The organism is Iningainema tapete BLCC-T55 (genome assembly GCF_014698965.1).
GTDB classification, from domain to species: Bacteria; Cyanobacteriota; Cyanobacteriia; order Cyanobacteriales; family Nostocaceae; genus Iningainema; species Iningainema tapete.
The window spans coordinates 192157-211630 of the sequence record NZ_JACXAE010000110.1; the positions used below are offsets into that span (position 1 = coordinate 192157).

21 protein-coding genes are annotated in these 19474 nt (G+C 41.2%); 10 read left to right on the forward strand and 11 right to left on the reverse strand.

What is annotated here, in order from left to right; translation table 11 throughout:
- Positions 1–134: 134 nt before the first annotated feature.
- Positions 135–1010, forward strand: a complete 876-nt coding sequence (locus tag ICL16_RS36960) for an MBL fold metallo-hydrolase (RefSeq protein ID WP_190836555.1) — start codon at positions 135–137, stop codon at positions 1008–1010.
- Here ICL16_RS36960 and ICL16_RS36965 read toward each other — a convergent pair.
- Together ICL16_RS36965 and cysE are read right to left on the reverse strand one after the other, a co-directional pair.
- Entirely contained in the window at positions 1002–1838 is an 837-nt protein-coding gene (locus tag ICL16_RS36965) for a sulfurtransferase (protein ID WP_190836556.1), read from the reverse strand. The two genes, ICL16_RS36960 and ICL16_RS36965, sit on opposite strands and share 9 nt — an antisense overlap.
- Positions 1839–1941: 103 nt before the next feature.
- Entirely contained in the window at positions 1942–2649 is a 708-nt protein-coding gene (gene cysE / locus ICL16_RS36970; protein ID WP_190836557.1) for a serine O-acetyltransferase, read from the reverse strand.
- Between the two features lie 214 nt (positions 2650–2863).
- Here cysE and ICL16_RS36975 point away from each other — a divergent pair, with 214 nt between their 5' ends.
- Positions 2864–3334, forward strand: a complete 471-nt coding sequence (locus ICL16_RS36975) for an RrF2 family transcriptional regulator (RefSeq protein ID WP_190836558.1) — start codon at positions 2864–2866, stop codon at positions 3332–3334.
- Positions 3335–3337: 3 nt separating this feature from the next.
- Here the strand turns inward: ICL16_RS36975 and ICL16_RS36980 are convergent, their stop codons facing one another.
- The 3 genes from ICL16_RS36980 to ICL16_RS36990 all read right to left on the reverse strand — a co-directional run bounded on the left by ICL16_RS36980 (position 3338) and on the right by ICL16_RS36990 (position 6246).
- Positions 3338–4981: an ArnT family glycosyltransferase gene (locus ICL16_RS36980; protein ID WP_190836559.1), complete on the reverse strand. Its 1644-nt coding sequence runs from the start codon at positions 4979–4981 to the stop codon at positions 3338–3340.
- A complete protein-coding gene (locus tag ICL16_RS36985; RefSeq protein ID WP_190836560.1) occupies positions 4982–5404 on the reverse strand; it encodes a YidH family protein in 423 nt (140 codons plus the stop codon).
- Between the two features lie 146 nt (positions 5405–5550).
- Positions 5551–6246, reverse strand: a complete 696-nt coding sequence (locus ICL16_RS36990) for a cadmium resistance transporter (protein ID WP_190836561.1) — start codon at positions 6244–6246, stop codon at positions 5551–5553.
- Between the two features lie 277 nt (positions 6247–6523).
- On the opposite strand from ICL16_RS36990, the gene ICL16_RS36995 reads away from it, so the two are divergent.
- The gene (locus ICL16_RS36995) at positions 6524–7432 is read left to right on the forward strand and encodes a LysR substrate-binding domain-containing protein (protein ID WP_190836668.1); all 909 of its coding nucleotides are present in this window, start codon (positions 6524–6526) and stop codon (positions 7430–7432) included.
- A gap of 21 nt (positions 7433–7453) precedes the next feature.
- On the opposite strand, the gene ICL16_RS37000 is transcribed toward ICL16_RS36995, so the two are convergent.
- Complete coding sequence (locus ICL16_RS37000) at positions 7454–8137, reverse strand: cadmium resistance transporter (RefSeq protein ID WP_190836562.1); 684 nt, start codon at positions 8135–8137, stop codon at positions 7454–7456.
- Between the two features lie 57 nt (positions 8138–8194).
- Between ICL16_RS37000 and ICL16_RS37005 the strand changes: the two genes are divergently transcribed.
- A complete protein-coding gene (locus tag ICL16_RS37005) occupies positions 8195–8854 on the forward strand; it encodes a cadmium resistance transporter (protein ID WP_190836563.1) in 660 nt (219 codons plus the stop codon).
- On the opposite strand, the gene ICL16_RS37010 is transcribed toward ICL16_RS37005, so the two are convergent.
- Complete coding sequence (locus tag ICL16_RS37010) at positions 8851–9639, reverse strand: sulfite exporter TauE/SafE family protein (protein WP_190836564.1); 789 nt, start codon at positions 9637–9639, stop codon at positions 8851–8853. The genes ICL16_RS37005 and ICL16_RS37010 overlap by 4 nt on opposite strands.
- A 251-nt stretch (positions 9640–9890) precedes the next feature.
- Between ICL16_RS37010 and ICL16_RS37015 the strand changes: the two genes are divergently transcribed.
- On the forward strand, positions 9891–10646 hold the full coding sequence (locus ICL16_RS37015) for a phosphatase PAP2 family protein (protein ID WP_190836565.1): 756 nt from the start codon (positions 9891–9893) through the stop codon (positions 10644–10646).
- 47 nt (positions 10647–10693) lie between these two features.
- Here the strand turns inward: ICL16_RS37015 and abc-f are convergent, their stop codons facing one another.
- Entirely contained in the window at positions 10694–12307 is a 1614-nt protein-coding gene (abc-f, locus tag ICL16_RS37020) for a ribosomal protection-like ABC-F family protein (protein ID WP_190836566.1), read from the reverse strand.
- Between the two features lie 372 nt (positions 12308–12679).
- Here abc-f and ICL16_RS37025 point away from each other — a divergent pair, with 372 nt between their 5' ends.
- Complete coding sequence (locus ICL16_RS37025; protein WP_190836567.1) at positions 12680–13132, forward strand: hypothetical protein; 453 nt, start codon at positions 12680–12682, stop codon at positions 13130–13132.
- 81 nt (positions 13133–13213) lie between these two features.
- A complete protein-coding gene (locus ICL16_RS37030; protein ID WP_190836568.1) occupies positions 13214–13711 on the forward strand; it encodes a hypothetical protein in 498 nt (165 codons plus the stop codon).
- A 129-nt stretch (positions 13712–13840) separates the two neighbouring features.
- Here ICL16_RS37030 and ICL16_RS37035 read toward each other — a convergent pair whose 3' ends face one another.
- The 3 genes from ICL16_RS37035 to ICL16_RS37045 all read right to left on the reverse strand — a co-directional run bounded on the left by ICL16_RS37035 (position 13841) and on the right by ICL16_RS37045 (position 16440).
- Positions 13841–14449 carry an HdeD family acid-resistance protein gene (locus ICL16_RS37035; protein WP_190836569.1) on the reverse strand — a complete coding sequence of 203 codons (609 nt, stop codon included), beginning with the start codon at positions 14447–14449 and terminating at the stop codon, positions 13841–13843.
- Positions 14450–14766: 317 nt separating this feature from the next.
- The gene (locus ICL16_RS37040) at positions 14767–15627 is read right to left on the reverse strand and encodes a metal ABC transporter permease (protein WP_190836570.1); all 861 of its coding nucleotides are present in this window, start codon (positions 15625–15627) and stop codon (positions 14767–14769) included.
- Positions 15628–15672: 45 nt separating this feature from the next.
- The gene (locus ICL16_RS37045; RefSeq protein WP_238361114.1) at positions 15673–16440 is read right to left on the reverse strand and encodes a metal ABC transporter ATP-binding protein; all 768 of its coding nucleotides are present in this window, start codon (positions 16438–16440) and stop codon (positions 15673–15675) included.
- A gap of 148 nt (positions 16441–16588) precedes the next feature.
- Here ICL16_RS37045 and ICL16_RS37050 point away from each other — a divergent pair, with 148 nt between their 5' ends.
- The 3 genes from ICL16_RS37050 (at position 16589) to ICL16_RS37060 (ending at position 19335) form a co-directional block, all read left to right on the forward strand.
- Positions 16589–17602: a metal ABC transporter substrate-binding protein gene (locus ICL16_RS37050; protein WP_190836572.1), complete on the forward strand. Its 1014-nt coding sequence runs from the start codon at positions 16589–16591 to the stop codon at positions 17600–17602.
- Between the two features lie 433 nt (positions 17603–18035).
- Entirely contained in the window at positions 18036–19124 is a 1089-nt protein-coding gene (locus tag ICL16_RS37055; RefSeq protein WP_190836669.1) for a glycosyltransferase family 4 protein, read from the forward strand.
- Positions 19125–19155: 31 nt separating this feature from the next.
- On the forward strand, positions 19156–19335 hold the full coding sequence (locus tag ICL16_RS37060; protein ID WP_190836573.1) for a hypothetical protein: 180 nt from the start codon (positions 19156–19158) through the stop codon (positions 19333–19335).
- Positions 19336–19474 lie beyond the last annotated feature (139 nt).

Genomic DNA, 19474 nt, shown 5'->3' on the forward strand with positions numbered 1-19474 from the left:
ATTAGTATAAAAGATTCATTCGAGAGTGCTTAGTCACCTATTTTAAGATATCAACATTCGATGCCAATAATTGCTAACGTAGTCATAGAGGGTTCAGCACTCACCTAATCGCTTGCTGGGTGAAAAATGTTAATATGGCTCATTTAAATCTGCGTCGCCCCGAAAATGTTAGCGGCGATTTTTATGTCGATACTTCCTGCATTGATTGTGACACCTGTCGCTGGATGGCTCCACAGGTATTTGTTGAAGCTGGTGAACAATCGGCAGTTTATCACCAACCAACTAACGAAGCGGAAAGATTACTAGCACTTCAAGCTTTGTTAGCTTGCCCGACTAGTTCGATTGGTACAGTTGAAAAACCCCAAGATATCAAAGTCGCTCAGTCGAGTTTTCCGATCGCTGTAGAAGATAATGTTTACTATTGTGGCTACCACTCAGAAAACTCCTACGGTTCTGCTAGCTACTTTATTGCCCTACCATCCGGTAACATTTTGGTTGATTCTCCCCGGTTTACGCCGCCCTTAGTAAAGCAGTTGGAAAACCTGGGGGGAATCCGTTATATGTACCTGACTCACAGAGATGATGTCGCAGACCATCAAAAATTTGCCACCCATTTTGGTTGTCAGCGCATCCTCCATAAGGACGATATTACCGCAGATACTCGCAATGTAGAAATGCAGCTGACTGGTACAGAACCATTTTCGCTAGGTTCCGACTTATTAATTATCCCAGTTCCCGGTCACAGCAAAGGACACACTGTTCTGTTATACAAAAAGTTTCTCTTTACAGGCGACCATCTGGCATGGTCTGATCAACTCAAGCATCTCTATGCCTTTCGTGATTACTGTTGGTATTCCTACTCACAACAGATACAATCAATGCGAAAGCTGGCTAATTACTCGTTTGAGTGGGTATTACCAGGTCATGGAAGAAGGTATCATGCTGATACTGAGATTATGCGTCAGCAGATGCACAAGTGTATCGAGTGGATGGAACATGAGTTAAACTAACTCTACTGGCGTGTCGAGTCTGCTCCACTCTTCCCAAGAACCATCGTAATTGCGTACATTATGGTAGCCTAACAAGTACTTTAAGACAAACCAAGTATGGGATGAGCGTGCCCCAATTGCACAGTAGGTTATGACTTCTTTGTTAGGGGTAATACCCTTGCTGCTATATAAGGTGTAAAGTTCTTCGGCTGATTTGAAAGTTTCATCTTCATTTTGGGCTAATTCATAAAAAATGTGAACTGCACCAGGAATATGCCCTGCACGCTCATCCTTGAGTGGTGGTTTCATGGCGAACCATTCACCAGTGTACTCTTGGGGTGTACGTACATCTACCAAAACAGTTTCTGGCTTAGCGATCGCCGCTTGTACCTGTTCTTGTAGCGCACGTATGCTGGAATCAGGTTCGGGTACTATGTATGTAGTTGGCGTGATAGTGGGAATTTCGCTTGTCATGGGGCGTGATAAAGTGATCCATTTTTTACGCCCACCATTCATTACTCGCACATCGTTATGTCCGAAGACTTTGAGGAACCAAAAGACGCAAGCGGCGATCGCACTATGACTGCCATAAACAATAATAGTCGTGTCGTTAGTAATACCTGATTGCGTAAGCAATTCTTCTAAAGCCTTGGCATCAAAGTTGAAACGGTAATTGGGCTGTAAAATTGTCGTGAATGCATTCCAGAAGACTGCGCCTTGAATATGTCCAGATTCATAAGCTGTTGCATTCATGTCCACTTCGATAAGTCGCACTTTGGGATCGCGTAAATGCTCGGCAACCCATTGGGTGTCTACAATAACTTCAGGATGAGCGTAGTTTAAAATCATCGTCTATACTCCTTGCTCTAAAACTGTGATGAAGCTAGAGTAAAACTCATGGACAAACTACGCCTAGTCCTCGAAAGAGTACACTTAACTTTTGTGTTTCTAGTTAAATTCCCGCACCATCTAGAAAATCTTCAATTACTCCGTCATTCTTGCATTTACCATTGCTATTATGCGCAAAAGACAAAGGTTTAGCTTGTAACTGTTCAATTTGTGTCTGTAGCGCCTTGATTCGTTCAAATAAGGCGCGAATTACTTCTGCTTCCACATCGCGCAAGTTGTTATGAGCAAGAATATCAGCTAAGTCGTCTTCTTTACGAGTCAAACGCCCTGGTATACCTACTACAGTGGTGTTACTTGGCACGTCTCGCAGCACTACTGAACCCGCGCCAATGCGCACATTGTCGCCAATTTGAATATTTCCCAATACCTTTGCACCAGCGCCCACAACTACGCAAGAGCCTACAGTCGGATGGCGTTTACCTGTTTGTTTTCCTGTACCACCCAACGTCACTCCTTGATAAATCAGGGTATAGTCGCCTACTACTGCTGTCTCACCAATGACAACTCCCATGCCATGATCGATAAACACTCCCTTACCAATTTTTGCTCCTGGATGAATTTCAATCCCAGTTAAAAATCTACTTATCTGAGAAATAAATCGAGGGATAAAGGGAATTCCAGTTTTGTAAAGCCGATGTGCTAGTCGATGCAAAACTAGAGCATGGAGTCCTGGATAGCATAGTATCACTTCCAACCAATTACGGGCTGCAGGATCGCTCTCATAAATTGTGCGCAAATCAGTTAATAGCATAATTTGCTCAAAAAAGCTTGTTTTGTATGGGTTTGAACAATTCCCACTCTTCAGGTATGAAGGCATTTTACAAATTTCTGTTCAATAAACCACTGTTATTTGGTAATAATATAGTATTTTTATAAGTTGTAAGCAGTATTTGATGACACAAATATCAGTTTAGCAGCTTATTCTATATAAAATACGTCTAATTAATCAATAAATAGTAGTATTTATGCATACGGATTTGATTAGTAAAAATTATGCTCTCCTTGACTTGTCATCTAAAGTTGAATATGCATTGCTAGCACTCTTAGAACTAGCAAGTCATAAGCAGAAGAAAATCGCCATCCCTTTAACCATGAGCGAGATTACGGCTCAGCAAGCTATCCCAGAACGTTATTTAGAACAAATTCTCGCTAGTTTGCGACGTGCTGGGTTAGTGCAGAGTCAACGTGGCTCGAAAGGAGGCTTTGTTTTGGCGCGTGAACCACATCAAATTACTCTACTGGAAATTGTGATGTTGGTAGAAGGAGAGAAGAAAGAGAGAAATTCTGAGCCTTGTACGTTGGAACGAAGTTTGGTTAATGAAATATGGGAACAAGCTAATGCGGTTTCTGTACAGGTTTTGCAAAAGTTAACACTCCAAGATTTGTATCAGCAACGAGAAGCTCGAATGCAGCATAGTCCAATGTATTATATTTAGCTATCATACCCCGTAAATTCTGGGGTATGGATTGAGGAGTGTCTTGGCTTGATAGACATAAATGACGTTGACTTCCACCCCACCGCGTCGAATTGGTATTGTTTCAATCTCAGTGAGGCTACTAAAGTGAGTTCGATAGTTATCCATCAAGTCTTTTCTCAGGTTAAAGGGGGCAGTAGTGATGTAAAGCGCGTCTTTTCCCAGCCATTGAGTAGCTGTTGACCAAAAAGCAAAGCCACGCAAATCCTTACCAATATCAAAGCAAGTAATTGGGATGTGGGCTAGGGGTTCAAGGGACATGGCGATCGGTCCACCAAGATAATAGCGATTGGTAAAGATAAAGTCAGATTTTTGTAGTGCCGCACTCAGCACAGGAGAATCAGCAAAGCCACGCCGCAGTTGGTAAATATCAATTAACTCTGTAGAAGGATCATCTTTGGGAGGTAAGAATCCTCCCATGAAGGCATATTGGCTTGGTTTTTGCAGTATTCCTGTTGTCGTTTGCAGTAAGGCAATTAGTAAGATGGTAGCAACCACAATTCCCGAACCTAAGAGCCAACGTCGTAGCCAAAGTCGCGATCGCGAATCCCAAATCGTTGCCTGTTGTCCTAACAGCAATGTTATGCCCCAAAATCCTGGCATCGACCAAGCTGGCAAAATTTGTCGATATCCGCCTAAAAGAGTAAAGCCGAAAATTACAGGTAGGGAAACCCATAAAATCAAGAGCGTGAAAGCGGAAAAATTTTCCGGACTCTTTAGTGATTTGCGCGAAAGAATTGGTTTCAATGATAAAGAGCGCAAACTTACCCACCAAAGAGGTAATCCGATTGTTGGGAACAGGTAAGCTACAGAAGCTAAACCAGTGACTCCTACCGAGATCAGGCTGTAGCCGCTTTTTGGCACTGCTCGCTCTGATTGAAAGCGAAAGGATACCCAATCATGTTGGATATTCCAAAATATAATTGGCGAGATGGTGATAAAAAATAAGCCTAACCCCAGCCATGCCCAAGGAGAACGAATAACACAGCGATAACGTGGACTAGTCAAGCAAAAACCAATTAGCCCCAGTCCCAAAATAAAACCGTGATATTTACTATCGCATGCTAATCCAACTAAGATACCAAGGTAACACAAGCGGTAACTGGGGACGTAGGAATGAAATGAGTCGGCTCGTTGTTGATCCCCGCTTTGCCGAAAAAATTCGTTAACTGCAACATATAAACTGGCAGACCAAAAAAACATGAGTGGGCTGTCAGGTAAACTTAAAATGCCAAAACCAATGAGAAAAATGGGACTGATGGTGGCGATCGCCAAAGTCAGACTAGCAGCTTTGGGTGAGAATAATTTTAAGCCAACCAGATACAGTAGCAGCAAACTGCCTGTATGCCCAATCAACGCTCCCATGCGAATCGTAAATTGAGACACAACTCCAGTCAACCAAGGACCAAAACCAGTTGTCAGCGCCACCATAACTGGATGGTCGAAATAACTCCAGTCTAAATGTAAGCTGTAAAGATAGTAGTAAGCTTCATCAAAGGTAGGATAAAGCCAGCAAGCAAGGAAAGCTCGAAACAGCAGTCCCCCAACCAGCAAAAAAAGCACCAACTGATTAGTTTTTTGAGCCAACCATTTCAGAGCTATTTGCATTTACTCAACTATAACTGAATTCAACAAATCTAAGGGTACTGTAAAAACATAATAAATAACCCCTATACCTAAAAGTATTACGGCAAGAGCAGAGAGAATTACCCAACGATCCGCTGGTTCATAGTTATCGTTGTCAATATCACGCCGCACAACAAGGTAGTGCTGAGTTGAAAATATTACTGTCAACAAACCAACTAATGCAAAGGCTAAACCCAACTTCCAACCGGTTCCTGGGGGTTGCGGTGCTAAAGGAGGGCGGAGAATACGCAGGCGAACAATTAGAACACCAAATCCCATCAAAGCGATCCCACTACGCATCCAAGCTAGATAAGTACGTTCATTGGCTAGGTGTTCTCGTACTCGATCTGCACTACGTTTCTTGATATTTTCTAAATTATGTGTATTTTCTGTTTCTATTTTCATAAATTGTCTCACGCTAAGACGCTAAGACGCGCTTGAAGAACGCGAAAAAATGTGGTTGAAATTAGATAAGATAAAGTAGGGTGCGCCATTCGCAGTGTAACGCACCTTAATCAAAGGTATTAATAACTGATTCTAGAGATATTTAATCATTTTACTGTTTGCCAGATGTGACTGTTCTGAGCTAGTAGACAAAAACAGCTTAACACGATAGAAAGTACAGCTAAAACAGGATTTTCTAAAGTATGACTTTTGAGCATAATCACAACGCCCAACCCAATCAGAACAAAGGGAACAAGTTGATTACCATAGGTAGTGAGGATGTTGGCGATCGCACTAGTACGAGTTAACTGATAGGCAGCATAACACCAAACACCTACTAAACTGAAGAATACAGCAAGAATCACAACAAGGCTGAACCAAGTACTGGTAGCAAATAATGGTGCATAAATAGCAACATTATCACCTCCATTAGCAATTGTGATTGCTGCTACACTGTAACTTTGAGGAGAGAGAAAGCTAGTAAACCAATTAATCGAATGTTCTTCTGTATTCACTTGAGCTTCTTCAGCATCTTGATTCAACCAGCGATTAATTCCAATCACAATTGGCAAAATTCCTAACAATCCAATCCAAGCAGGAGGTATCAAAAGGCTCCCAAAGAAACTAGGTAAGCTGAGAACAATTAGGGAAGCAAAACCAAGATATTGCCCCATAACAATGTGATGGCGACGAAACAATGCATTCACCTGAGAGAACAAAAGCGACAAAATCACAATATCGTCAAGGTTAGTAACAGCAAAAGCAGTTATCCCTGTGGGAATGGCGGTATATAATTCACTCATTTTCATATCTGTTAGAGGCGTAGTTTCAATTTATTGCCCTCCTTCAAATGATGCAAATACTATTTCTTTTCAAATCCATAGACTAAATTTATTAATTTTTTCATTAGTATGAAATATAACAGTTTAAAAAACACTCCTTAGCGATATATACTGAGTTTTGAGGAAAAATAAACTAAATCAATATCTACTAAAATTAGGTCAATTTACCGTATAATACCAACAGATCGTAAGCACCAGAGTGATCATACCAACTGCACGGGAAGGTTCAAAAGCCAAAATGACGTTTGAGCAATTACGAATTTTTCTAGCTGTTGCAGAATTTCTGCACTTTACCCGTGCTGCAGAAGCACTTTATATTACCCAGCCAGCAGTGAGTGCAGCCATTCAAAGCTTAGAAGTAGAATACGGCATAAAACTATTTCATCGGATTGGGCGTCACATTGAAATTACCGATGCTGGTAAGTTACTACAGGCGGAAGCGCAGAAAATTGTTGAGCAAGTTACTTTAACAGAGCAGGGTTTGCGAGAATTGAACGATTTGCAACGAGGCGAGTTAAAGTTGGGATCTAGTTTAACGATTGGTAACTACTGGTTACCAGAAAAAATTAGCAAGTTCAAGCGTCAGTATCCTGGGATTATTTTTAACTGTACACTAGGTAATGCAGAAGAAATCTGCCAAGGCACAGCAGCAGGATTGTTTGATTTTGGTTTCGTGACAGGAGAAGTAAAACTTTCACTTAAAAGCCAAATAGAACAAGAAGTTTTAGGAAGTGAACGTTTACAAATTGTCGTTGGGAAATCTCACCCTTGGTATGAGCGTACAGAGATTTGCCCAGAGGAAATTCTTACCACTTCTTGGGTAATGCGAGAAGCGGGTTCTGGAGTACAGCAAATGTTTGAGCATGCTTTGCAAAATTGGGAAATTGATTTAACAAAATTAGATGTCGTTCTCGTTTTTAACAGTAGCGAGATGGTGAAAGCAGTGGTAGAAGGCGGTATTGGTGCTGCGGCAATTCCTGAATTGATGGTAAAAAAAGAATTACAGTTATCTACACTTCATGCTGTCAGGATAATAGATCAAGAAACTGGCAGCAAGCTGGAAATTGTTCAACCTATTTGGAAGCTGAAGAATAAACAGCGTTTTCAAACTCGACTTGCTAGCGCGTTTGAGCAGATATTAACGTAGAGACGCTCCGCCTGAGCGTCTTTACAAGATGTCCGATGAACTGGTATTGTCTTTGACTAAAATAGTCAAACATGCACAACTAGCAATTAGTTTTACCAAACTCAAAGCGTTGCTTTTAAGTACAATGAAAGCACCCAACGCAATCAAAACAAAAGGTACGAGAGAATTACCGTACTCAGTTAAGATATTGGCGATCGCTCTTTGATGGCTGAATTTATATGCTGCATAGCACCAGACAGCTATGAGCAGCAAGAATACTACTATAATTGTGAAAAAACTACCTACGTCACTGCTGGCAAACAACGGCACATATACACTAATGTTATCACTACCATTAGCTACAGTAACAACTGCTACACTGTAGGCTTGAGGAGACAAGATTGCTAGAGTGGATTCTGATTGCTCTATTTCAACGTCAGTAGATGAATCTTCTTCTGGATTAACTAAACTGTTAATACCTATAGTAATAGGTATCAAACCCAGCAGTCCAATCAAGTTTGGTGGTAAGATTAAACCGCCTAATAAACCAGGAAGACTAGCAAACACTAATATTGTGAAACCTAAATACTGACCGACAACGATATGTCTAGGAGTGAATGTAGAATTCACTTGAGAGAAAAACAGCAATAAGATCACAATATCATCAATGTTGGTGGCACTAAAAGCTACTGCCCCGGTGCTAATTGCCGTAAATAATTGGTACATTATGGTAGTTAAGTCTGTCAAGTATTTAAATTACAGAATTTAAAATTGTCCCATTTTATGAGTAGCCTCCAAACAGCCATTATTGAAAGTATAATCAGCTTCATTGCTACCAATATTGATGATATTCTGATTTTGCTACTATTTTTTTCACAAGTAGATGTGTTTCGTTGGCGATATATAGTTATTGGGCAGTACCTTGGTTTTTTAGCAATCGTGCTTGCTAGCTTACCAGGGTTTTTTGGTGGCTTAGTAGTACGACAAGAACTAATTGGATTACTGGGAATATTACCTATAGTAATTGGAATTAAACAACTAGTGGATAAGGAAGACGAAGCTACAGAAGTTCAGATAGTAACTAGTAATTTTACACAATCCTCACCTAGTAACCCCATAGTTTCTTTTCTCTTGAGTATTTTGCATCCTCAAGTTTACAAAGTAGCAGCGGTAACTTTAGCTAATGGCGGTGACAATATTGGTATCTACATCCCACTATTTGCTGGTAATAATCTTGCTCGTTTAACCGTAATTATTGGTGTATTTTTTTTGATGGTAGGGATTTGGTGTTTGATTGCTTACTTTTTAGCCCGTCAAGCTTCTATTGCTTCAGTGTTAACCCGTTACGGTTCGTCTGCTGTACCTTTTGTACTGATTGCTTTGGGTGTGTTTATTCTCTACGAAAGAGGAACATTTAACTTACTACCCTGGGGAAAGTCTTAATACACTAATTTGCAACTTGTCATCAGCATGATTGTGTAAATCACAAACCTGAGTGGGCGTTGGGGAGCAATTTGACAAAGTTTAGCACCTACTATCACTCCAGGAACAGAGCCTAACCAAATTGGTAATACCAAACTCCAATCTACTGTTCCCAAGCTCAGATGTCCAAGGGAGGTAAACAATAATAAGATTGCTGCTTGGGAAATATCTGTACCAACTAACTTAGAAGTATCCAGGCAAAAGAAGGTAATTAGCACTAGTGCAAACATTGAGCCAGAAGCTATGCTAGTTAGTCCTACCAAACAACCTAAAACTGCTCCCATACTCATAGCCAAAATTTTCCCCACAACTGTAGACAGGTTTAACTTGGGCATTTCGGGTAACTTTAACTTTGGGAAAAAAGTCAACAGTAGCATTTGTGTGAGTGCTAGCAACGTGACTAATAGAATCATTACCCCGATGAGGTGAAGCATTATATAGTCTACGTTCTGTCCGGTATGCTTGAGATAGTGCAACATCCCTATACCGAATAGCGATCCGGGTACACTCCCCATTGCTAACCACTGAACTGCTTGTATGTCAAGAGTCTTTTGTTGCCAATGTTTGTAGCCGCCAACAAACTTCATTAACGTGGCTGATACCACATCAGAACTGACGGCGATAGCTGGGGGAACTTGGAATACAAAAATTAACATGGGCGTAATCAAAGATGCGCCACCAATTCCCGTTAAACCAACGATGACGCCAACAAAGAAGCTGAGTAATGGTAGTAATGAATGGTCCATGTTGCTGTCCTATCACAAGCTTTGAGCGTAGGTTTAATATCTATTGTAAATACATAATGTCGATTAGGTTACCGTATTTATACAATTAAGTTTGTAAAGCATCTGCTTTTTATCCCCCGAGAAATAAATTTATAGGCTCACAGCTCAAGTAAGCTAAAGCTTACTAGATATATTCAGTCCGTTTTAACGGACTTCGGCTATAAGCCTTGAACTTCAGTTCAAGGCATACTGAGTTATAGAGGCTTTTGGCAATGCTTCAGACTAATCTCCATAAACAGATCGAATCCTTTGTCAACTTCTTTAGGCAGTTGCTTGTTGCTCGTTGGCGCTCTCTGTTATTACTGTTGATCGGAATTTATTTACCTTTGCAAATCTTTGGGCTGCTGGCAGTGCATGTTTGGCAGAATCAAGGCGGATTTCCGTGGGATGATCCCATCTTGCTAGCAGTTCACAAAACTTCACAAGCACAATTAGATTTTTTTGCCACAAGACTAACTCAACTGGGAAGTCCACGAGCTACACTACCTTTTGTTGGTGTGGTTGGACTAGTGTTATTATCCCTAAGAAGGTGGCGATCGCTTACCTATCTACTCACCACCACAGTAGGAAGTGCGATTATTAACCGTACAGCAAAAGTATTTATGCATCGAGTGCGCCCCCATCTGTGGGATTCAATTACCCCTGAGTCAAGTTTTGCATTTCCTAGTGGTCATTCAATGGCTAGTATGACATTAGTAGCAGCTTTAGTAATTTTGACTTGGGGTAGCGCTTGGTGCTGGTTGATTCTCATTGTTGGCAGCACCTTTGTCGTGGCGATAGCTTGGACAAGAATATACCTGGGGGTTCACTTTCCCAGTGACATTTTAGCAGGCTGGATGGTTTCTATCGCTTGGGCAATTGGCGTGAGTCTAATTATCAAACCCCATTTAACTACTTCATCTGGTGCTATTCCCAAAGCTCCACCTCTAGATGAAACCACATTAACACCTGAAGAAAAACGGGTTTAAACAGCAAACATTGTTAGAGACTGGAAACGAGGGGAATATGCTGGTTTTTAGTAGTCACAATGCAGTAATTCTTGATAGTATTCCTCAGTATCGTCGGGTAAATATGTAGTCATTTCCAAGGTGTGTTGACGCGGATTGAGCTTAAAAGCTTGAGTGATGTTAATCCGACTCAAGAAATCCAAATCGTGGGAAATAATCCACAGCGCACCTTGGTACTCATTGATACCTTCTACCATTTGAGCGACGGTTTCAATATCTAAGTTATTGGTAGGTTCATCGAGAATTAGCAAATCAATGGATGATATGCTAATGATGGCGATCGCTAATCTTGCCAACTCACCTCCACTCAAAACAGATGCAGGTTTGTTCACCTCATCATTTTTAAACAAGAAGTGTCCTAACTGCTGCCGCAATAGTTGATAGCTAAGATTGGGATTGGCAGCTTGCATATTTTCCAGAATCGTTTGTTCTCGATTTACAAGTTCGTAAGTTTGATCCAGGTACAAAGCTTTCAATCCAGCCGTCAGTAAAACTTCTCCCGACTCTAAAAATGCTGAATTCTCAATGCCCAAGATTGCTTTTACCAAACTAGATTTGCCAGAACCATTAGCACCTGCGATCGCAACTCTATCACCAACAGACACATGAAGATTAATGTTCTTAATCAGCAAGCGATTTGACACTCTAAGATTTGCACCCTGAATATCAATTAAATTTCTGCGTTTTTGATTTCGTTCCTCCAAATGAATATTCGTCGCCTTCGTCGTTTTCACCTTTGTTTGGGCGACTTTTTCAGTAGCCTTTGCTACCATTTCCTCATGTTTCTTTTTCGCAGTACCTGCTGTCACCTCAGCTTTTCTTTTCATTACTCCTGCGGCTGCTCTATCTACACTACCATTGAGAAACTTTTCACGACCGTTTCGACGAGATTGGGCTGCCCGTTGTTGCTCTTGCAATGCCGATGCTTTGGTACGTTTTAGTTCTTTTCTCGCAACTTCGTGAGTTCTTAAAGCCACAGCCATTTCTATTTCTTTTTGCTCTCGATACAGAGAAAAATTACCTCCATACACATTAACTCGATCTGGCGTGAGTTCCCAGGTAATATCTACTACTCGATCCAGGAAAAAAGGTTTGTGAGAGACAATGACAAATGCCCCCTCGAAATCATTGAGAAAATGCCTCAAGTTTTCTAGCGCCACCAAATCCATGTGGTTCGTTGGCTCATCGAGTAATAGTAAGTTAGGGTTTTTAGTTGCGCCAATCGCCAGAAATAGCTTTGTCAGTTCCCCACCGCTTAAAGTTGTAGGCGGTAAAGATAAGTCAAGCTTAGTGTTGAATTTCGCCGCTAAAATTTCCTCAATCTTCCACCATTCTTCAGTCAGAGAACTTAAAAAAGTCAGTATCGTGTCTGCTTTGATTTCCTGCCTGATGTTGCTAATCTGGGGCAAGTAGTAGACAAAGCCATTTCGGGAAATAGAACCTGTAGTGGGGCTAAGTTGACCTGCTATAATTTTTAGCAAAGTTGATTTACCAACGCCATTGCGCCCGACTAAGGCAATGCGCGAGTTCTCCCCAATGTTTACCTGAACACCTTCAAACAAAGTCCTAGTTTTGCTGAGTTTATAAGTTAAATTTGTAAGCTTTAGTATTGATTTCTGCATTATCAAACCTTCCGCTCAAGCGGTTATCTTTATATCCAGCACATCTCGTGTGGCTGCGGGTGCAGGGAGCATCTTTGTTTTTAGCTAACACCCACCAAGGGTGCAGCTACACTTACAAAGCCTGCGCAGGCAGGCTTGGCTCTACTAGCCCCACCCTTCTAGGGTGTGGGCGGGCGTATTGCTTTGGCAAAGGTTTTCTGCTACTACTTCATGTCCGCTATTTGAGTTGAGGCGTGTTTAGGTTTGATATTGACTACAGCATAGCACTATCAGATTCCGGATGGGTAGGATAACTTGACATTTTGCTGTCATAGTTATCGACCAAGCTAGAAGTAAGGTTAAAACCATTCTCAAGAGTACATTTTGCTTACAATGTCTCACATTTCTCTTCACAAGTCAGCAACTGCTTGTTCTTTACTTTTAGCTGGTATTTTAGGTGGTGCATTAGCGATTCCGGCTACTATGCAGCTAGTTGAGCAACCAACAGTTATACTTGCAGATTCTACTACCAATATTCCACAGTCTACAGAAGAAGTCAACAAAACCGCGCTGACACTGGCTGTAGTTACAGCAGGTGGGGTTGCTGTTGGCTTGACTTTAAGGGCAAGAAATGGAAGTAATAAATTCCCCACTGGCGTTTCCTCTATCATTACCATTGACTCGGCTAGCTATAAGCTCCAAAAGCAACTTCTTTTGCTATTACACGAGGATAAAAAGACAGCCAATCGGCTCATAACTCAAGCCAAGCAGAAATATCCAAACAAAACCGCGAACTGGTATGTAGAAAAAGTGATCTATGATTTGAAGCGCGATCGCGGTGCGTAAGCTATTGAGTTTTATTCAACACCTGATATCAAATTCTTGTAAGTGGGAATACTAAGATTAAGTCATTGGATGATTTAATATATGAAACTTATAAGCATTTGGGCAACAGTGTTTTTTTTTACCAGCTTAACACCCGCTTTTGCTGGTTTCAGCCAGTGTCAGCGATGGAAGTGGGATACTAGGAATATCAAAATATCTGACGTTAGATTTGAACCTGAATTTCTGATTGCGTCGGTTCCGACAGAAGATAAAAAAGGTAAAAAATTTAACATGAACATACAATGCGGCAATAATCCCAATTTTTACTACAAGCGCTTAGCGGCACAAACCACAACTGAAATGATGGAAACAGACGAAGAGTTTGTAACTAAGGTATGTAGTCAAGCTTTTGAGATGAGAGATGTCTATATCCGTCAGTTACTTTCTACAGAAACCTGTAAACGGATCAATTGGCAATACGGTATCAGCAGTATCCCGGTTAGCTTGTATGGGGAGCTTGCTAAGAAAAAGGACAAGGGTGGTAATGGATTTGCTTGCGATTTGTACTATACTGAGTCACCAATGATTCCTGATAAGTGATCCCCCCAACCCCCCTTAAAAAAGGGGGTATTAAACCCCCCTTTTGCGGTAGCGATACTGCCAGATTTTCTTGAGGCGGAGCCGCAAGAAATGCATTCCCAGTCTCTGATTGGGAACGAGGTATCGAGACTAGATGTTGGCTGCTTGATCGATATTGTTGAGGGCGGAACGTGCGTTCAAAGAGAACATTACGCGAGAAACGCCAGTGGTGAGAATGCTAGCGCCGACTAGTGTACCAATTAGCCAAGGTGCATTGAAGGGCCATTGGAACCAAATTAACGCACCTAGTAGTAGGGTAATGATACCGTCGCCTAGTACCCATGTCCAATTTTGTTGTGGACGCAACCGGAACGCGAGGATTAAATTGAATACGCCTTCAGCCAGTAAAAAGCCACCCAGTAAAAGAGTCAGGGTGAGAATACCTCTGAAAGGATTAGCAATCAGCATCAAAGCTGTGCCAATGTAGAGAATACCCAGCACAAGTTGCCAAATAAAGCCTTGGTTATTTCCGTTCTTGCGGAGTTGAAATGCGTAGCTAATCTTAGCACCGCCTGCAGTGCCGAGAATCACAGCAAACCATGTTTCAGCGAAAATAGTCGATACAGCAGGTTGTGCGATCGCCACAATTCCCAAGATAATCAAAAGTACACCTACTATAATCGACCCATTAATACTATTTTTAACGTCAGTCGAAATATTGGATGTGTTTTTATTTTCGTTAGAAATGTTGGATGTCATAAAAATCTTTTCCCTATGTTTTCCGTCAACTCTACGATCAAGGCTAGGGAATTTTTTCCAACCTTACTATCACCCTAAGATAGACCCTACTTTAACACGCTCTAAGTATCTGTTTTACTGAATCTAAGCCTACTTCACTTATCAATTCTGGCTTTTCATCTAAATTGCTTAGGTAAAAAGTAGTACGTCCAAAGATTGATAAGCGTGAAATTTATTTTATATACAGTCTTATGTAACAAATTTTGTAGAGACGCGCCATGGCGCGTCTCTACATTGTGAAAATATTGGGATAAATAGATTGATAGAATCGTCTGTTTTTAACTTTCTAAATTTTGCGGTTTCTGGCGACGATATGTAAAAATACCGTGATGAGGACTAAATAGCAAGGCAAGTATAAATAATCCTGAGACTACTAAAACAATAGCAGGACCGGAGGGAAAATTGTAGAAGTAGCTGAGATACATACCGCTAATACTAGAAATTACGCCGATAAGCGCACCTAAAATCATGACTTGATGTAGGCGTTTAACTAATAAGTAGGCGGTTGCTCCTGGTGTAATTAGTAGTGATAAAACTAAGACTACGCCAACAGCTTTCATACTAGCAACAATTGTTAAAGCTATTAGCAACATCAGTCCGAAATTCAGACGATTAACTGGTAGTCCGGCAGCTTGAGCGCCTAGTGGATCAAAAGTATAAAAGAGTAGTTCTTTGTAGACAAAAAATACGGTGAGCAAAACTATGGCTGCGATGATGGCAGTGTCTCGTACTTCGCTTTGTGTAACGCCGAGAATGTTACCAAAGAGAAAGTGATTCAGGTCGATTTTGTTGTCTTTTTGGATGACGGTAATTAAAGTTATACCAAGGGCAAAGAATGCTGAAAATACTATACCCATAGCGGCGTCTTCTTTAATAGGCGATCGCGTTCTAATCCAGGCGATCGCCATTGTACTGAGAACACCAGCAATAAATGCGCCAATATAAATATTTCCCCCTAGTATAAAAGCGATCGCCAGTCCTGGTAAAACTGAGTGACTAATAGCATCGCCAAGCAAAGCCAACCGCTGTACCATTAAGTAGCTACCGACAACCGCGCACAACAAACCTACTAAAATGGCAATCACGAGCGATCGCTGCATAAATCCATAATGCAAAGGCTCAATCAAAGCTTGCAACATAACAGTATATTTACTTTTTACTTTTTACTTTTTACTTTTTACTTGTCAAGCTGCTTGTTGCCAAAACATGACTTTACCGCCGTAAGCGCGAGATAAATTTTCTTCAGTAAGTACCTCGTGGCGAGAACCTGTAGCAATTAACTCGCGATTTAATAAAATTAAGTCATCAAAGTGGCTGATAGATTCGCCTAAGTCGTGGTTGACAACTAGAACAATTTTTCCGGCGGCGGCAAGTTCATGGAAGACTTGAAAAATTACTACTTGGGTTTTTTGATCGATCCCGACAAACGGTTCATCAAAACAGAAAATTTCTGCTTCTTGCGCCAAAGCACGCGCTAAGAATACCCGCTGCTGTTGTCCCCCAGAAAGTTGTCCGATGGGACGATTGCTCAATTCTAGCATACCTACGCGCTCTATAGCACTTTTTGCTACCTGGCGACTAACAGTAGAAAACTGACGTAACCATCCTGTTTTCTTCACTCTCCCCATCATCACTACATCCCAGACGGTAGCAGGGTAAGTCCAGTCTATTTGGCTTCTTTGTGGTACATATGCAACTTTTTCTAGTTGAGAAACTAAAGGTTTGCCTTTGTACTGTACTATTCCATGACTCGGAACTAATCCCAGCATCGCTTTCAATAAGGTACTTTTACCAGCACCATTGGGACCAAAAATTCCTGTGAGTCTTCCTGGTTTGACAATACAGTTAACATCTCTAAGGGCTTCGTGTGTCCGGTAGTTTACCCACAAATTGGCGATGCTAATTGCTTGGGTAGCAGTGCTGTCGCTTTCATAGACTATTGAATAGGGCATCTCTTGTGTCTTAAGACTGAAATGGGCAAATTTTGGGTGTAATGAGGGGGTTTTCATATTTTTGGCTTGAATACTCCTTTGCTTGAGCTTACTATAAAAATGAAAAGAATATGAAAACATCTATAACTAGAAGTAATAAATAACATAAATGAAAGTAATACTTCAGAAGGAAGTCAGCCGTTATTACAGTCAAAGGCTCAAAGCACAAGATAGAAGGCGCTTCTGCCTTCTGCCAGCCCTCTGCCTTCTATTTACTTTATTTAGTTGTACCCAAAATAATCCTACGACTGGTAATAATAAGCCGAAAGTAGTATCAACTAGCACTATTATTACTGATTTAACTCAAAAGGTAGGGGGAGACGAAATTCAGTTAACGGGAATTCTCAAACCGGGTGTAGATCCTCATGTTTACGAACCAGCACCCGCAGATACTAGGGCGATGGAGGAAGCGAATTTAATTTTGTATAACGGCTACAACTTGGAACCAGGGCTAATTAAGTTGATGAATGCTGCGGGTGAAAAGGCGCAGAAGATAGCAGTGGGGGAAGTTGTTAAGCCTTTGCAATTAGATGAAGGTAACAAGGGCAGAGTTCCCGATCCCCATGTTTGGGGTGATGTCAAGAATGCGATCGCAATGGTAAACGCGATTCGGGATGCTTTGATTAAGTTATCACCAGAAGATCGAGCGGAATTTACCAGCCAAGCCCAGCAACTAACTGAAGAGTTAAAGCAGTTGGATAGTTGGATAAGTGCGCAAATTCAAACGATTCCACCGGATAAACGCAAACTTGTCACCACCCATGATGCATTTCAATATTATGGACGTGCTTACAAAATACCTATTGCAGGTACTTTAATTGGTATTAGCACAGAAGAACAACCCAGCGCTCAAACACTAAAGCGACTGGTAGAGTCGATTAAAAAGACAGGCGTTGCGGCAATTTTTGCAGAAACTACGATTAACCCAGCTTTAATTAATACAGTTGCGCAAGAATCCGGGGTGAAATTAGCATCACGTCAACTGTATTCTGATTCTATTGGTGCTGCTGGCAGTGAAGGAGAAAGTTATATCAAAATGATGGAGGCTAATACACGGACAATTGTTGAAGCTTTAGGAGGAAAGTATACACCCTTTAAACGAGGTTCGGTTTCCAAAAAATAATGTAGAGACGTTCCATGGAACGTCTCTACAATTGGATTAACTGATACCATTTGCTCATGGTGATAGTGATTATAAATAACTTTTAAATTAGGAATTTAGCTATTTAGTTATTAGCTGATGCTTGTTTTTATTAATGTTTTAATCCTCAAGACAATTAATTACGTGGTCGAATAATAAAAATTTGTTATATGATCCCCAAGATAGAAGTAATTGCAAAAAGTGTGCTAAGATAATAATCAATAGCTGCACTATAGCTGGTAGGGTGCATGTAAATTTGGAGGGGTGAAGATAAAGAAACAAATTAACCGAAAAAGCTTGCTATAGAGCAATTTTGGTTAGTTTAAGCTTCAAAAACGGAGGTAAGAATATTCGCGAAGTAAAGTATGAAAACCCTAGTCCAACAACTAATTTACCTGCTGAACCAAAACAATTTATGAAGATCGCTCAAATAGCCCCCTTATGGGAACGAGTTCCACCGCCAACATACGGAGGAATCGAACTGGTAGTGAGTCGTTTGACTGATGAACTGGTGCGTCGAGGACATGATGTTACCTTGTTTGCTTCAGGCGATTCGCAAACATTGGCAAGGTTAGAAGCGGTTTATCCTCGCGCATTGCGTTTAGATCCAGACATCAAAGAATTTTTGATGTACGAAATTCTAGAATCTAGCCTAGTTTACCAAAAAGCAGCGGAATTTGACATAATTCATTCTCATGTAGGAGTTTGGGCATTACCTTTTGCCAGTTTGGTATCAACACCTACAGTACATACTCTACACGGCAGATTTACGAGAGATAACAGCGCAGTATTTAGTCACCATCGAACGCAACCATATATCAGCATCAGCAATGCGCAACGTCAACTAGACTTGAACTACATCAGCACTGTTTACAACGGTATTTGCATCGAAGAATATACGTTTGTACCTCAACCGCAAGAACCACCGTATCTAGCATTTTTGGGACGCTTTTCACCAGAAAAAGGACCACAATTAGCGATTGCCATCGCACTCGCTACGGGTTGGCGTTTGAAGATGGCAGGAAAAGTAGATGTCGTAGACAAAAAGTTTTTTGAACAAGAAATCGCTCCTCACATAGATGGAAATCAGATCGAATTCCTGGGTGAAGTGAACCACGCTCAAAAAGCCGAACTTCTAGGCAACGCAGCTATCACCCTTTTTCCCATTACCTGGCAAGAGCCATTTGGCTTGGTAATGATCGAATCAATGGCGGCTGGTACACCAGTAATTGGCATAAATTTAGGTTCCGTACCAGAAGTAATTGCTCACGGTGTGACGGGTTTCGTCTGCAAGAGCGCTGAAGAGATAGCAGCAATGATTCCTGCTACTTTGGAGCTAGATCGTCGAAAAGTCCGCGAGTACGTGGAAAACAATTTTACCGTTACCCAAATGGTGAATGGGTACGAGGCAGTCTATGAAAAAATTATCATGGGCAGCAGTCAGAATAACGGGCGCATTCATACCAAGAAAACTGCATTAACAAACGCTTTTGCAAAGCTGTAGTCACAAGCTTTGCGTGCAAAGGAGATTAAGTATGAGTGCGAAAACCAATTGTCTGTGTTGTAGTGGTTCCCTATTACGTCATGTGCGGCGCAATCAAGTTCACTGGTTTTGTAAATCCTGCTGGCAAGAAGTACCACGTTTATCTATTAGCCAGTCGCAAGGCTTAGTAGTAAGCAACCATCAAACCAAGTTCAGTTCTTTGATGTACTGATTGGTTTAAAGTAGTTCACCCCCCCCAGTTTTGAACCCCCCAACCCCCCTTATAAAGGGGGGCAGTAAATTCTAAGTATGGGCGATCGCTAAGCTTGAATACCCTAGAGTAAGGACACAATAGTATTGTCTGCCTACTG